Origin of the sequence: Paenibacillus qinlingensis, assembly GCF_013204845.1 — a bacterium.
Classification (GTDB): Bacteria; Bacillota; Bacilli; order Paenibacillales; family NBRC-103111; genus Paenibacillus_E; species Paenibacillus_E qinlingensis.
Genome location: NZ_JABMKY010000039.1, coordinates 1 through 13,348 on the forward strand (window position 1 = coordinate 1; position 13,348 = coordinate 13,348).

Consider the following 13,348-nt stretch of genomic DNA (forward strand, 5'->3'; position numbering starts at 1 on the left):
TCCTATTTGAAAAAGCTTAATTGCTCATTTGAAGCTAGCGAGATTTTGCAATCTCTTTTATAGTCGATTACTCGACTGTGCTTACTCACTCGTTGTTCAGTTTTCAAAGATCAATTTCTTTTTCATAACATCGTCACCCGTTTAGCGGCGACTTTTTAAATATATCACAGTCACACAGGAGATTGCAAGTCTTTTTTTCGAAAGATTTATGTGAACATCTTTTACAATTAGACTTACTCGCTTTTGTTTCGAAGTGACGAGTTATAAAATATCACAGGTGGAGAGGGTAAGTCAAGCACTTACCCCCTATTTTTTTTGAGCTTGGTAATTACGGTTTCTAGCATACTTCGATATTTCCTTCGGTGTCGCTAAGCGAGCATACATCCTGAAGATGATCTTATATCTGGATTCAATAGCTCCCTTTATCTCTTGATCAATTCGCTTATCATTGAGATCAAATAGCATTTCGTCTAATTCTTTACGCAGTACATAATCTAATTCTCTGCATTCTCTCTCATTGAACAAAAATCCGAGCATACATCCATCCAAACCCCTCTCGACTGTAGAGATTCATGGCACTAACAGTTAGTTAGGCAGAGATGGAGAGTTGAGCCAATTGCACCCCTCTTCATTTCCGCTTTATTGTTATGCTCAGATTTTGCCAATTTTATGACGAGATATTGAAAATATTTTACAAATGCACCAACCAGTAGGTAAGTGTGCTTTCAATTACTGCTGCAATCAATAGAAGGACTACAATTCCAATACTCAACGGTTTAGTTAATTGAAATATTCTAAGCAATTCAACGCGAGCAGTTCTTTTCTTGGCTGGTACGAGTAGTTGTAAAGCCATTTTCCAAACTAGCATTCCTATCTTCAAGCCATACGCGCATGCCAGCAATATAACTGGGATCTCAATGATACCATGTGGCAATATCCCTTTAAGAACGATGGATAATGTACTCTCATGCGTCTGTAAAGAAAGGACATAACCTAGTATCATTCCATTAGCAATTAACATGAAGAGCGGCAATACACCTAGGAAAATCCCACAGAAAACGATAAGCACGGACTTAATGGCGTTATTTAAAAAGATAAAAATGAACAGCCAAACCTGTGGGTTTTCTTTAGTACTTATCGATTTAATCATGGGTTGGAGCCCCTTTAATTGCTCCTCCAAGAAATGCGAGAATTGCTCAGAGTTCGCCCACCCCATATACAAACTAAACCCAAATACGAGAACAACCACGATAAAATAATGCTTCATTTCTTTAAAATGCCTAAGCAATGCTGGGAAATTCATTTGTAGTTCCTCCAATTTCGGAAGCATAAGTACCTTGTGTACGAGCATACATTATTTACTAAAGGTTATACAAGCTTATCCATGGCTTGACATAAAGGAGGTACAAGCTGTTTATGAACTACTTTTTTGTAATCAACGCACGTAAATTTAAGCAATATTTATTCATTGCTCTTGCCATCATCTTCTCCGCGGCCATTGTATATTCCGAACAAAGTAATGTATCTGTCTTCATGAACTCTGAGCCTTCGGCTATTTACAGCGTGCAGACCGAAAAGAAAGTCATCGCCCTTACCTTTGATATTTCTTGGGGAGACACTCGTGCTGAACCGATCTTGAAAATCCTAAAGGACAATGATGTTAAGGATGCGACTTTCTTCTTATCTTCCCCATGGAGTAAGAGTCACCCCGACATTGTCTCACATATCAAAAGCTACGGATTCGAGATTGGCAGCCACGGAAACAAATTTGACAACTACAGTGACCTTAGTGATGAGGAAATTCGAAACGAAATATCTACTGCACATGGCATTTTAACAGAATTAATCGGTAAGGAGCCTAATCTGATTCGTCTTCCTAATGGCGACTTTGACAAGCGCGTGTTACGTATTGCTGATGATCTCGGTTATTCAGTCATCCAATGGGATACAGACTCTCAGGACTGGCTAAATAAAGGCGTCGACACCCTTGTAAACCGCGTAGTAAGCAAAGCGCACCCCGGCGATATCGTTCTTCTCCATGCGAGCGATTCCTCTCAACAAACACATGAGGCTTTGCCCGACATCATCCAACAACTTCGAGCAAAAGGCTACCAGTTCGTAAGCGTGAGCGAACTCATTAAGCAAACCCAGGTGGAAACAACCCCTGTCGAAGATCAAGCCATGAAGCAAATTCATTAATATGGTATAAATAGATTTGAAAAAAAGAGCTAATCACATTAGCTCTTTTTGTTATCCAATATTTTATGTAAGGTAAGAATTTGCCATGCATTACAAACGAATAATGGTGCCAACATAAATAGACTTGATGCTGAGTTATCCAATTTCAATGCTGGTACAGCCTCAAGTACAGTAACTGCCGTCATGAAAAATAAAGTAGGAATAAAGGCATTCCGATTCGTCATTTTCACCTTCCAATAGCTTACCGCTAAAGAAATGGCTAGTACACAAACAGGTAAGACGAAATATCCAAGCAGCGACTCTGAGGTATTGAAATTCGTTTTTCTCAAGTAGACAAGGTCGAATAAAACAACAATAACAACGGCAAGCTGTAACAAGTCCCACACTGTTTTGGAACGTATAATACCAACAGCAATAAACCTAACGATTAAATATGCGAAGAAGCCCATTTGACTCAATACACTTATCGTAGCTCCACCTAGAATCATATTAATCAAATTAAATCCGACAGCCGATAAGCCCATTACAGAAAATTCTTTGTCTGAAAATTGAAGGATAAGTCCAACCCCAGTGGAAACTACAATCCCTAATACTAATGTTGTCCAAAATAAGTGAAACCATTTACGTAAAGTCACGTTTAATTACCTCCACACATCAACTCTAATTGTTAATTGTACCAACCTTTGCGATAAAAAGCCAATAATGTCCCCTTATATTCTGACCTTAACCACACATACTAAGACCATTAAAGTTCAGGGAAGGGAGCATGTAGTTATGTTAAAGACAAGACTTAGAAAGCTTCAGGTCCTACCGGTTATTTCATTGGCTTTTCTACTCGCCTCATGTGGTACAGATAACTCATCTCAAGGCCAATCACAAGCCAACACTTACAAAGAACAAAAGACAATGATCCTCGATATTCTGAAATCTGATGATGGTAAAAAGGCGATAAGCGCTGCAAATCGAAGTATCATGAATGGAGATGTAGGTGCCAACAGCGTTGCTGGCCAATCACAAATTAAATTACTATCCGCTAATGAGTCCCTACAGCTTCAAATGGCCGTCAAAGATGTACTGACTGCTAAGGAAAATAATATGTTTTTGACCGATATGATGAAGGATCCTAAATTCGCAGGTGATTTTGCCACCGCGATCCAAAAAGAAACCAAACAGATGTTCAAGGAACTTCTCAAGGACCCTACTTACCAAAAATCACTGATTGATGTTATGAAAAATCCAGATTACGAGAAGATGGTTCTTGATGTTATGAAAACTGCGCCATACCGCCAACAAATGATGACTGTAATGGAAGAATCCATCCAAAGCCCTCTTTTCAGAGCACAAATGGTTGAATTACTTAAGTCTGCTATCGCTCAACAAAGCAAGCCTGATCAAATGCCTTCCGCCAAAACCACTGAAAAAAGTGAGGATAAAGGGAAAGAAGGAGATAAAAAAGAAGAAGGCGGAGATGAAAAACAGAAGGATGAATCTTCAGGAGACTCCGATAAACAAGGTGAAGAGAAGAAAGATGGAGGTTCTGATTCTTAAAAAAAAAAAAAAAAGGAAGAGTTGGCAGATTCCCTCTGCTCCCTCTTCCTTTTTTCACTATTTATCTAACTTCGCAATCATTCGATCCGCTATTTCCAAATAAATTTGCCCCGCTTTGGATTCTGCCTTATACACAGATGGCGAGTAATCTTTTTCAGATATATGATTATCTGGAGCTCCCAATGGGATTTGCGCTAATAGCTCACTGTGAAGATCTTCAGCAAGTTTAGCACCTCCACCTTTGCCAAAAATATGATCAATGCTGCCATCCTTACTTTCATAGTAAGACATGTTCTCAACGATACCCAAAATTTCGTGGTTCGTTTGAATGGCCATCGCACCTGCTCTAGCAGCTACAAATGCCGCTGTAGCATGTGGCGTCGTTACAATGATCTCTTTACTTTGCGGAATGAGCTGATGCACGTCTAGTGCGACATCGCCGGTACCCGGAGGAAGGTCTAGGAGGATGTATTCCACATCTCCCCAATTAACTTCGTTGAAGAAATTGCGTAGCATTTTGCCTAACATCGGCCCACGCCATACAACAGGTGCATTGTCTTGAACAAAGAACCCCATAGATATTACTTTTACCCCGAATTTCTCAACAGGAATAATCACGTTTTCTACCAGCTGAGGTTGTTCTTCAATCCCCATCATATCCGGAATACTAAATCCATAGATATCCGCATCGATGATCCCTACTTTTTTCCCTTTACGTGCCAACGCGACCGCTAGATTAACTGTGACTGTTGATTTACCAACGCCACCCTTTCCACTAGCAACAGCGATAAACTCAACCGTAGAGGATTGTCCAAGAATCGGCTGCTGAATTGGAGGTTGAACAGGCTTCTGCGGAGTAGGATCCGTCTGATGTGAAGTTCCTTCCAAACGACTCCGTTCATGGTCAGTTAACAACCTAAACCGGATATGAACTTGAGGCACTCCTATATTTGCTAAAGATTGTTGAATGAATGCTTTGGCTTGCTCCTTATATCCTTCATCCTCGGTTACTACGAGCAAGCTTAAGGATACCGCATCTTCCTTCACCATTACATCACGAATCAAATTTAATTCCACTACACTTTTGTTTAACTGAGGATCTATTAGCTTATTCAATGCTTCTAGAATTTGATCTTTATGTACCATAGCCACATCACACCTTTATTGGGACATTGTATTCGCGGCTTTTATTATAACACATTATGAGGCAGAACCCACTTTTTCACCTGCATAATATCTCAAAATCCCTTGATATACCGAAGCAGCCAGCATCTTCTGATATTTCTCATCCGCTAGCAACTTGGCCTCTTCCGGGTTTGAAAGAAAGCCTACCTCAACAAGTGCGCTTGGAATCTTTAATGTTTTTAACAGATACACAGTTTTATCAGCCAACTTAGCGACGCGATCGGTATTTTCTAGATTACGCCTAAGCTCGGACTGAATGAGCGCCGCTAGGTTAGGATTATCGGGATTATTCAAATAATAGAACGTTTGTGCGCCCCTCCACTTATTAGAAGGAATACTGTTCAAATGGATACTCAAAAACATATCCGCATTATTGTTCTGAATTAAGTCCGCCCTGTTGTGCAGATCCTGCGTTTTACGTTTGCTATAGCCTTTGGTGCCAGATTCCGCTAGATCCGTATCCGTTTCTCTAGTTAAAACCACGATCGCACCAGCTTGTTGCAAATAGTCGCGCAGCCGCAAGGTTATAGCTAGATTAATATCCTTCTCGATGATACCATCCTTACTCTCCGCCCCACCATCTGGCCCTCCATGACCGGCGTCTAGCGCAATTGTCTTACCCGATAAGGGAAGCGTCCAATCCGACCAGGTCTTCGTTGTAGGGAGCTCGTACGCATAAATAAAGACAACCAAGGCAACCAGCATCGCTGAAAGTAATAGCTTCAGGCTACTGTGAAAGGTCAGCCATACCACCAACCTTTTCTTCCTTTTACGCATAAAAATCCACCTCTGTTCCCCTATAGACTCTGTAACATCTATATGGGACAGGGTGGACAAATATACCAGACATACTGTTGATATTCAGGAACTCTTACACCTTAATAAATATTTCCGAACCCTTAGGGTGCATAACTCAGGAGATGGGATTTGGCCATCTTTCAAAGAACTGTGTTCCAAGAATAGTGGTATATCCCCATTTCTTCAGAGACACCTACGCCCCCGTGAACGCGTCCAAGGATGACATGCATGCCATCCTAATTTCTAGGTGCAATCGCTCGCAGAATCGCTTCACGATGCCCTGCATAACGCATGACGGCCGCTTACCACTTACTTATGGAGACCGCATTCCGTTTTCTCAATACTAGCCCAACGCCCTGCGCGTGGATCTTCACCCTCAGCGACTTGGCGTGTGCAGTGTGTGCAACCTATACTAGGATAGTTACGATCGTGCAGAGGGTTATAAATAACATCATTGTCGCGGATGTATTGCCATACATCTTCTGATGTCCAGCTAGCTAATGGATTGAACTTGATAAGACCAAATTTCACATCATATTCAACCTTTTTCGCATTAGCACGAGTAGGCGCTTGATCGCGGCGAATACCAGTAATCCAGGCATCATATTTACCAAGGATCTCTGTTAGTGGATCAACTTTACGAATGTTGCAGCATTGATTCGCGTCACTTTTCCATAGCTCATCCCCGAATTTCTCAGCCTGCTCATTAAGCGTAAGTTTAGGTAATACTTGAATGAACTTTGTTCCATAGTGTTTCTCGAGTCGTTCTTTCGTCTCATACGTTTCGTCAAAATGTACATTCGTGTCCAAATAAAAAATATCAACATTCGGGTTGATCTTTTGAAGCATGTCGACCAACACCACATCTTCAGCACCAAAACTACAAGCAAGAGTTAAACTTCCAAACGTATCTACAGCAAGTTTCAATATGGCTTCAGGCGATTGATTTTCGAATTCTTCCGCTGCTTTCGTTACAAATGCTTCTTTCTCAAATAGATTCATCTTCCGATTCCTCCAATAGTCCACAATCCCGACTGATATTGTATGATTTATAATTTAATTATATCTGACTTCTACAAGGTGTCAATTACTTTTTATCATTTTGGTATTAACTTATTCTAAATGGCTACAGTTGGATCACTATGAGCTTAAAAAAAAGAAAAACCTCTCCAGCCATAAGCCGAAAAGGTTTTTCTTGCGTGCCAAAGGCACAATATCTTAACGTTTGGAGAATTGAGGAGCACGACGTGCTGCTTTCAATCCGTATTTTTTACGTTCTTTCATACGGGAATCACGTGTTAGGAATCCAGCTTTTTTCAAGGATCCACGGTATTCCGGATCAGCTTTCAACAATGCACGGGAGATCCCGTGACGAATTGCTCCAGCTTGTCCGCTGATTCCGCCGCCATTTGCAAGAACTAGAACATCGTATTGACCGATTGTTTCAGTTAGAGCAAGTGGTTGTTTAACGATTAGCTTCAATGTTTCTAGACCGAAATACTCATCTAGATCACGTTTATTGATGATGATGCGTCCTTCACCCGGTATTAAGCGAACACGCGCTACCGAATGTTTACGACGACCCGTTCCATAATATTGAACTTGTGCCACGAAACGTTCCTCCTTATATTAACCGCGAAGATTCCAGACTTCTGGTAGTTGTGCTTGGTGCGGATGCTCTGCTCCACCGTAGACTTTAAGCTTAGTTTTCAAGCTGTCGCCTAGACGGTTCTTAGGAAGCATGCCATGAACTGCGAATTCGATCATACGATCAGGCTTGCTGTTAAGCAAGTCTTGAGCGGAAGTCACTTTCAAACCACCTTGGTACAAAGAGTGACGGTAGTACATTTTGTTTTGCATTTTCTTACCAGTAAGCTTAATTTGGGAAGCATTGATAACAACAACGAAATCACCAGTATCTACGTGTGGAGTGAACTCCGGTTTGTGCTTACCGCGGATAATGCTAGCAACTTCACTTGCAAGACGGCCAAGTGTTTGGCCTGCAGCGTCAACAATGTACCATTTACGCTCTACTTCATTTGGCTTAGCCATATATGTGGTGCGCATGCTTAATCCTCCTAAAAATATATCTGAAATACATAAGTTATAGTTGTTAATTATTCATAAGTGATGGATAGTTACGGTCATTTGTGATCAGGGGCTGTGGGGTAGCCGATCACGAAACGCCAAGTTATATTTTACACGATAACGTCTTAATAATCAAGTAGTGATGACAACTTTTTAATAGTCGACTTTCCACAAGGTTAATCCCATGGCTTCAGCTGTAGGACCCGCTTGAGAGCGATCTCTGGCCTCGAGAACACGTTGCATATCGCTAGATGGTCTCTTACCCTCACCGATCTGAATCAACGTCCCTACGATGATCCTCACCATGTTATAAAGAAAACCATTCCCCGTTATGATTAACCGGATACGTTCTACTTTACCTGTCGCCAACAACTCATCCGATTCCGTCTCCATACGTACCTCATATAAGGTTCTCACTTTGATTTCCTTATCCGTTCTCACTGTGCAAAACGAAGTAAAATCATGCTCACCTAGCAAACAAGGGAGCGCCTCTCTCATGGCTTCCACATTTAAATGCGTGGGGTGATGATACTCGAAGTTGCGGTGAAAGACATCAGGGAAGCGCGCCGAACGAATTGTATAACAATAAGTTTTACGTTTCGCGGCTTTGCGAGAGTGAAATGTAAGGAGAACTTCTTCAGCGGTATGTGCGACGATGTCCCTGGGTAGTCTAGCATTTAGAGCTAAACACCAACGTTCTACTGGAATCTTAGAACTCGTTGTAAAATTAATTACTTGTGCTTTCGCATGAACACCGGCATCCGTACGTCCTGATGATATGACTTTCACTGTCTCACCTGTCAGCAAGAATACTGCCTGCTCTAAACGATATTGTACCGTATCAGATCTAGGCTGTATCTGGAAGCCAGAGTAAGATGAACCATCATAGCTTATGGTAAAACGTAGATTTCTCAAGGCTTGTTCCTCCATGAGTCATCCTTTCTACCTAGCCTGAGTTGCTTATGCAGCTCATTACACTAGAATGCGATCCAAGACTGCAAAAAAAGGGCTTCACCAGAATCTAGTGATTCCGTCCACCCTTTCCCATCCGTCTTCTATGCGCGATCTACTAGCTCTAGGTAAACCATTGGTGCTGCGTCACCGCGGCGTGGTCCCAGTTTAAGGATACGCGTGTATCCGCCTGGACGCTCGGAATAACGTGGTGCCAATTCAGAGAATAGTTTTTGAATCGCATCTTGATTTTCGTTAGCAACTTCTCTACGAACAAAAGCAGCAACCTGACGGCGTGCGTGAAGATCTCCGCGTTTCGCAAGAGTAATTAACTTCTCAGCGATTGAACGAATTTCTTTAGCTTTTGCTTCTGTTGTTTGAATGCGCTCATGTATGAACAGATCCGTTACCAGATCACGAAATAATGCTTTACGATTACTGGAATCGCGGTTCAATTTTCTGTAGTTCATTGAGTTAACCTCCTTCTGACACGATTATTCCTCGGTACGTAAACCCAAACCTAACTCTTCGAGCTTCTCTTGAACCTCTTCAAGTGATTTGCGACCTAAGTTCCGAACTTTCATCATGTCTTCTTCTGTTTTGGTAATCAGCTCTTGTACGGTGTTAATCCCTGCACGTTTGAGACAGTTGTAAGAACGAACGGAAAGGTCTAGTTCTTCGATCGTCATCTCAAGAACTTTCTCTTTCTTATCTTCTTCTTTCTCAACCATAATCTCAGCATCTTTAGCTTCATCCGTCAAACCAACGAACAAGTTCAAGTGCTCAGTTAGGATTTTCGCGCCCAAGCTTACTGCTTCTTCTGGACGAATACTTCCATCGGTCCACACTTCGAGGGTCAATTTGTCATAGTTAGTCACTTGGCCGACGCGAGTATTCTCAATAGCGTAGTTTACCCGAGTAATAGGCGTGTAGATCGAATCAATTGGAATCACACCAATTGGCTGCTCTTCATGCTTATTTTTGTCTGATTGGACGTAACCGCGCCCTCTGCCCGCATGAATCCTCATGTGAAGACGTGCATCTGGAGACAAGGTAGCAATGTGTAAATCCGGGTTAAGGATTTCAACATCACTATCACCGCGGATATCAGCCGCTGTAATGTTACCTTCTCCTTCTGCATCAATTTCTAGCACTTTCTCCTCATCGGAGTGAATCTTCAACGATAATCCTTTGAGATTGAGAATAATTTCCGTAACATCCTCAAGCACACCTGGAATCGTTGAAAATTCGTGCAAAACGCCATCGATTTGGACAGAGGTTACTGCTGCCCCCGGTAACGAGGACAGTAAGATACGACGTAGTGAGTTTCCTAAGGTTGTACCGTAGCCACGCTCCAATGGCTCAATGATAAATCTACCATAAGCGCCATCTTCACTTAATGCTACAGTTTCTATTTTTGGCTTTTCGATTTCGATCATGAAATGTACCCTCCATTCAATACGTCGGTTCCCTCTGGATACTTCGTTGAAAATTTCATAGTATGCCTATCCTTCAAACCATTATTCACGATTTTGGAATAATTATACTACAAAGTGATCCTGAATTATACGCGACGACGTTTTGGAGGACGGCAGCCATTATGAGGAACCGGCGTCACGTCTTTAATCAGGTTTACTTCAAGACCTGCTGCTTGCAAAGAGCGGATTGCTGCTTCGCGGCCAGCGCCTGGACCTTTAACCATAACTTCAACAGTTTTCAAGCCGTGCTCCATTGCTGCTTTAGCTGCTTTTTCAGCTGCCATTTGTGCTGCGAAAGGAGTACTTTTACGGGAACCTTTGAATCCAAGGTTTCCTGAACTTGCCCAAGAAATTGCGTTACCATGCGGATCCGTGATTGTTACGATCGTGTTGTTAAATGTTGAACGGATGTGTGCTACACCGCTCTCAATATTTTTCCGGTCACGACGTTTCGTACGGACGACTTTTTTAGGTTTTGCCATTAGCTCTAACCCCCTTTATTATTTCTTCTTATTAGCTACTGTACGACGAGGACCTTTACGTGTACGAGCATTCGTTTTAGTACGTTGACCACGAACAGGAAGACCACGGCGGTGACGAAGACCACGGTAGGATCCGATTTCGATTAGACGTTTGATGTTTAGGGAAATTTCACGGCGAAGATCGCCTTCTACTTTAAGGGTTTTGTCAATTACATCACGGATTTTGCTCACTTCATCTTCAGTCAAGTCACGAACGCGAGTACTCGCATCGATACCTGTGGAAGCAATGATTTTCTGAGCAGTTGTAGTGCCGATACCGAAAATGTAAGTCAACGCGATTACAACTCGTTTGTCACGAGGTAAGTCAACTCCAGCTAAACGTGCCATCTACAGAATGCACCTCCTTTTAACCTTGTTTTTGTTTGTGCTTAGGATTTTCGCAAATTACCATTACATTGCCTTTACGGCGAATGACTTTACATTTTTCACAAATCGGTTTTACTGACGGTCTTACTTTCATTTTAAGCCCTCCTTTTTATCGTAAGCAACCATGTTGCGTTTTCGTTAGAAAACTTGCTTCGTAAGCATACGCCTTGAGAGAGTATTACTTCTAAGCCGAACATTTATTTGAAACGGTAGGTTATACGGCCTCTCGTCAAATCATAAGGCGATAATTCTACGGTAACCTTATCTCCAGGCAAAATGCGAATAAAATGCATTCTGATCTTTCCTGAAACATGGGCTAGGATTTTATGACCATTTTCCAATTCAACTTTAAACATTGCATTCGGAAGAGGTTCAATCACTGTACCTTCTACTTCAATTACATCTTCTTTGGCCACAGTCATTCTCCTTTCTCTTGTGCTTCAACTTGCATAAGTTCAACGAATTTGGCGATTGCAAAGCGCAATTTCCCATTAGTCACACGACCTGTTTCCCTAATGCTTGACGCTACTTCACTGCTAATCGTTTCTTGTAAATGAAGATGATTCAGGTTCTTCTTCTTCGGTTGATCGAATTTACGATGATCGCCGTCGGCAAGCCAGACAAAACGATGATCTTCAATACCAATCACGACCGCATATTCTCCGGGATCTCTACCGCGAAGCACCTTTACGATTTGACCCACTTGCGGAATCTTACTATCCACTCAATTCACCTACGATCTAGGCAAAGTTAGTATTTCATAACCAGCTGCCGTAATAGCAACCGTATGTTCGAAATGAGCACATAGGGTACGATCTGAAGTGACTACAGTCCAATCGTCTTCGAGTGTTTGGACAAATCTTTCGCCAACAACCACCATGGGTTCAATGGCTAGGACCATGCCTGGTTTGAGTCGAGGACCTTTGTCAGGTATACCATAGTTCGGAATTTGTGGTTCTTCGTGAAGATCCGTTCCAATACCATGACCGACATACTCTATAACCACGGAGAAGCCTGCGTCTTCAATACAAGTTTGGATTGCATGCGACAACGTGTAGAGTCTAGCATCCGGTTTAGCTTCTGCAATGCCTCGATAGAGTGACTCTTCTGTCACAGTCAATAAGCGCTGAGCTGTTTCAGAAATTTCACCGACAGGATATGTCCAAGCAGAATCTCCATGATAACCTTTATATTGAGCACCAATATCAATACTGATTATGTCGCCCTCAACTAGCTTTCTTGGACCAGGAATACCATGAACTAATTCTTCGTTGACTGAAGCACAAATGCTCCCAGGAAAACCATTGTAACCTTTGAAAGATGGAATTGCTCCCTGACTGCGAATGAATCCCTCTGCGATCTGATCAAGTTCTTTCGTTGTAATGTTCGGACGAATCGCCCTTGCCAATAAGCGGTGCGTTTCGGCTACGATACGACCAGCTTCTCGCATTAGGTCTAGTTCAACCTCGGACTTACAAATGATCATTACGCTAGACCTCGTAGCAGTGAGCTAATTTGTTCGGTTACCGCATGAATGTCTTGTTCCCCGTTAACCTCACGCAATAATTCCCTCTTTTGGTAGTAATCCAGAAGCGGAGCCGTTTTGTTGATGTATTCATCCAAACGTGTTCCGACTTTCTCTTCCGTATCATCAGATCGTTGGTACAACTCACCGGAACATTTATCGCATACGCCTTCTTGCTGAGGTGGGTTGAAGATGACATGATACGTAGAACCACAGGATTTACAAATTCTTCGGCCAGTTAGTCGTGCTAACAGATAACTGCGATCAACAGCTAGATTGATTACGACCTCAATCTTCTTACCAAGTGAATCAACGATTTCAGACAATGCATCAGCTTGAGCTACCGTTCTAGGAAACCCATCTAGCAAAAATCCTTTATCACAATCCGGTTGGGCAAGACGCTCTCTCACAATACCGTTCGTAATTTCATCAGGAACAAGAAGCCCCTTATCTACATATCCTTTCGCTTCGATACCCATTGGAGTACCTTGGCTCATTGCTGCGCGAAATGCATCGCCAGTTGAAATATGCGGAATTTGAAACTCAGAGACGATTTTCTCTGCTTGCGTACCTTTGCCTGCACCAGGAGGCCCCATAAATATTACGTTCACAATTAAAACCTCCCCATCGCACTCGGCATTACGAACAGCACAATAGGTGCCGATGTC

General features: G+C 42.2%; 20 protein-coding genes. 2 read left to right on the forward strand and 18 right to left on the reverse strand.

Annotation, left to right across the window (positions count from 1 at the left end; translation table 11 throughout):
- Window positions 1–306: 306 nt before the first annotated feature.
- On the reverse strand, window positions 307–537 hold the full coding sequence (locus HQN88_RS37965) for a hypothetical protein (protein WP_028557458.1): 231 nt from the start codon (window positions 535–537) through the stop codon (window positions 307–309).
- Window positions 538–691: 154 nt separating this feature from the next.
- Complete coding sequence (locus tag HQN88_RS35820) at window positions 692–1,303, reverse strand: stage II sporulation protein M (protein WP_173121265.1); 612 nt, start codon at window positions 1,301–1,303, stop codon at window positions 692–694.
- A gap of 113 nt (window positions 1,304–1,416) precedes the next feature.
- Between HQN88_RS35820 and pdaB the strand changes: the two genes are divergently transcribed.
- Window positions 1,417–2,199: a polysaccharide deacetylase family sporulation protein PdaB gene (gene pdaB / locus HQN88_RS35825; RefSeq protein ID WP_173121267.1), complete on the forward strand. Its 783-nt coding sequence runs from the start codon at window positions 1,417–1,419 to the stop codon at window positions 2,197–2,199.
- A 38-nt stretch (window positions 2,200–2,237) separates the two neighbouring features.
- Here pdaB and HQN88_RS35830 read toward each other — a convergent pair whose 3' ends face one another.
- Window positions 2,238–2,834 carry a KinB-signaling pathway activation protein gene (locus HQN88_RS35830; protein ID WP_173121269.1) on the reverse strand — a complete coding sequence of 199 codons (597 nt, stop codon included), beginning with the start codon at window positions 2,832–2,834 and terminating at the stop codon, window positions 2,238–2,240.
- A 139-nt stretch (window positions 2,835–2,973) separates the two neighbouring features.
- Here HQN88_RS35830 and gerD point away from each other — a divergent pair, with 139 nt between their 5' ends.
- Window positions 2,974–3,747 carry a spore germination lipoprotein GerD gene (gene gerD / locus HQN88_RS35835; protein ID WP_173121271.1) on the forward strand — a complete coding sequence of 258 codons (774 nt, stop codon included), beginning with the start codon at window positions 2,974–2,976 and terminating at the stop codon, window positions 3,745–3,747.
- Between the two features lie 57 nt (window positions 3,748–3,804).
- On the opposite strand, the gene HQN88_RS35840 is transcribed toward gerD, so the two are convergent.
- The 15 genes from HQN88_RS35840 to HQN88_RS35910 form a co-directional block, all read right to left on the reverse strand.
- Complete coding sequence (locus HQN88_RS35840; RefSeq protein WP_173121273.1) at window positions 3,805–4,893, reverse strand: Mrp/NBP35 family ATP-binding protein; 1,089 nt, start codon at window positions 4,891–4,893, stop codon at window positions 3,805–3,807.
- A 54-nt stretch (window positions 4,894–4,947) separates the two neighbouring features.
- Entirely contained in the window at window positions 4,948–5,709 is a 762-nt protein-coding gene (gene cwlD, locus HQN88_RS35845) for an N-acetylmuramoyl-L-alanine amidase CwlD (RefSeq protein ID WP_173121275.1), read from the reverse strand.
- A gap of 330 nt (window positions 5,710–6,039) precedes the next feature.
- Window positions 6,040–6,732 (reverse strand): phosphoadenylyl-sulfate reductase, encoded by a 693-nt coding sequence (locus HQN88_RS35850; RefSeq protein WP_173121277.1) that lies wholly within the window; start codon window positions 6,730–6,732, stop codon window positions 6,040–6,042.
- Window positions 6,733–6,948: 216 nt separating this feature from the next.
- Window positions 6,949–7,341, reverse strand: a complete 393-nt coding sequence (rpsI, locus tag HQN88_RS35855; protein ID WP_028557465.1) for a 30S ribosomal protein S9 — start codon at window positions 7,339–7,341, stop codon at window positions 6,949–6,951.
- Between the two features lie 18 nt (window positions 7,342–7,359).
- Complete coding sequence (gene rplM, locus HQN88_RS35860) at window positions 7,360–7,797, reverse strand: 50S ribosomal protein L13 (protein ID WP_029196440.1); 438 nt, start codon at window positions 7,795–7,797, stop codon at window positions 7,360–7,362.
- A gap of 174 nt (window positions 7,798–7,971) precedes the next feature.
- Entirely contained in the window at window positions 7,972–8,733 is a 762-nt protein-coding gene (gene truA / locus HQN88_RS35865) for a tRNA pseudouridine(38-40) synthase TruA (RefSeq protein ID WP_173121279.1), read from the reverse strand.
- Window positions 8,734–8,873: 140 nt separating this feature from the next.
- Window positions 8,874–9,239 carry a 50S ribosomal protein L17 gene (gene rplQ / locus HQN88_RS35870; protein ID WP_028557468.1) on the reverse strand — a complete coding sequence of 122 codons (366 nt, stop codon included), beginning with the start codon at window positions 9,237–9,239 and terminating at the stop codon, window positions 8,874–8,876.
- Window positions 9,240–9,263: 24 nt separating this feature from the next.
- The gene (locus HQN88_RS35875; RefSeq protein ID WP_028557469.1) at window positions 9,264–10,208 is read right to left on the reverse strand and encodes a DNA-directed RNA polymerase subunit alpha; all 945 of its coding nucleotides are present in this window, start codon (window positions 10,206–10,208) and stop codon (window positions 9,264–9,266) included.
- A 125-nt stretch (window positions 10,209–10,333) separates the two neighbouring features.
- Entirely contained in the window at window positions 10,334–10,729 is a 396-nt protein-coding gene (gene rpsK, locus HQN88_RS35880; RefSeq protein WP_028557470.1) for a 30S ribosomal protein S11, read from the reverse strand.
- An 18-nt stretch (window positions 10,730–10,747) separates the two neighbouring features.
- On the reverse strand, window positions 10,748–11,116 hold the full coding sequence (rpsM, locus tag HQN88_RS35885) for a 30S ribosomal protein S13 (protein ID WP_028557471.1): 369 nt from the start codon (window positions 11,114–11,116) through the stop codon (window positions 10,748–10,750).
- Window positions 11,117–11,135: 19 nt separating this feature from the next.
- Window positions 11,136–11,249 carry a 50S ribosomal protein L36 gene (gene rpmJ / locus HQN88_RS35890; RefSeq protein WP_003333770.1) on the reverse strand — a complete coding sequence of 38 codons (114 nt, stop codon included), beginning with the start codon at window positions 11,247–11,249 and terminating at the stop codon, window positions 11,136–11,138.
- A 103-nt stretch (window positions 11,250–11,352) separates the two neighbouring features.
- Window positions 11,353–11,571 (reverse strand): translation initiation factor IF-1, encoded by a 219-nt coding sequence (gene infA / locus HQN88_RS35895; protein WP_009676800.1) that lies wholly within the window; start codon window positions 11,569–11,571, stop codon window positions 11,353–11,355.
- Window positions 11,572–11,573: 2 nt separating this feature from the next.
- Complete coding sequence (locus HQN88_RS35900; protein ID WP_274318823.1) at window positions 11,574–11,879, reverse strand: KOW domain-containing RNA-binding protein; 306 nt, start codon at window positions 11,877–11,879, stop codon at window positions 11,574–11,576.
- A gap of 9 nt (window positions 11,880–11,888) precedes the next feature.
- Window positions 11,889–12,641 carry a type I methionyl aminopeptidase gene (map, locus tag HQN88_RS35905; protein ID WP_056618260.1) on the reverse strand — a complete coding sequence of 251 codons (753 nt, stop codon included), beginning with the start codon at window positions 12,639–12,641 and terminating at the stop codon, window positions 11,889–11,891.
- Window positions 12,641–13,291: an adenylate kinase gene (locus tag HQN88_RS35910; protein ID WP_056618263.1), complete on the reverse strand. Its 651-nt coding sequence runs from the start codon at window positions 13,289–13,291 to the stop codon at window positions 12,641–12,643. Before HQN88_RS35910 ends, map begins: the two co-directional genes overlap by 1 nt.
- Between the last annotated feature and the right edge of the window lie 57 nt (window positions 13,292–13,348).